The sequence below is a fragment of the Kytococcus sp. HMSC28H12 genome, from assembly GCF_001816045.1.
GTDB classification, from domain to species: domain Bacteria; phylum Actinomycetota; class Actinomycetes; order Actinomycetales; family Dermatophilaceae; genus Kytococcus; species Kytococcus schroeteri.
The window spans coordinates 1-787 of the sequence record NZ_KV824510.1 but is presented as its reverse complement, the minus strand read 5'-3'; the positions used below and the strand labels follow the sequence as shown (position 1 = coordinate 787).

Annotated in this window: 1 protein-coding gene; it reads right to left on the bottom strand. The window is 76.5% G+C overall.

Annotated elements, in window-relative coordinates:
• Nucleotides 1-787: AMP-binding protein (locus HMPREF3099_RS07395; RefSeq protein WP_141762047.1), on the bottom strand; the 787-nt coding region annotated here is incomplete at both ends.

Sequence of the window (787 nt, the reverse complement as noted above, 5' to 3'; positions counted from 1 at the left end):
GGTCACGGTGTGGATGCCGCGCCCCTCCACCCAGAGCCGGCCCGCGGCGTCGAGGTGGCCCACGTCGCCGGTCCGGTGCCAGCCGGCCGGGTGGGCGGTGGCGTGCTGCGTGCCCCAGAGGCGGTCGTAGTGGCTCTTGAGGTGCGGTGCGCTGGCCACCACCTCGCCCACCACCCCGGCCTCGGTGGTCAGCGCGTCGTCCCCGGCGGGGGTACCCGCGGCGTCCAAGGGGGCGATGCGCAGCTCTACGCCGGGCACCGGGCGGCCCACGCACACGCCGGCGTTGGCGGAGCGGTCGGCCGGATCCACGGTGCGCGGGTCCACGACGGTCAGGGGCAGGGCCTCGGTCATGCCGTAGGGCGTCACGGTGGACGCGGCCGGAGCCAGCCGGCGCACCTGCTCCAGCAGCTCCACCGGCACCGGGGCACCGGCGGACATCACCATGCGCACACCGGTCAGCGGGGCGGCGGTGGCCTCGTGCGTGGCCACCACGTTGCGCAGGGCGGCCGGAGAGGCGAACACGACGTCGGCGTGCACCGCGTGCACCGCATCGGCCAGGGCCGCGGCGGTGAGCGTGTCGGGCTGCGTGACGTCCATGTCCGGCACGGCCGAGGTCATGCCCAGGGCCGGACCGTAGAGCGCGAACGGCGCGAAGGCCGCCACCAGCGACTCCCCGGCGCGCAGCTCCAGCGCCGCCTCGATGACGTCGCGCTGCGCCAGCAGCTGCCGGTGGCGGTAGACCACGCCCTTGGGCGGGCCGGTGGCCCCGGAGGTGAACAGCACGGCG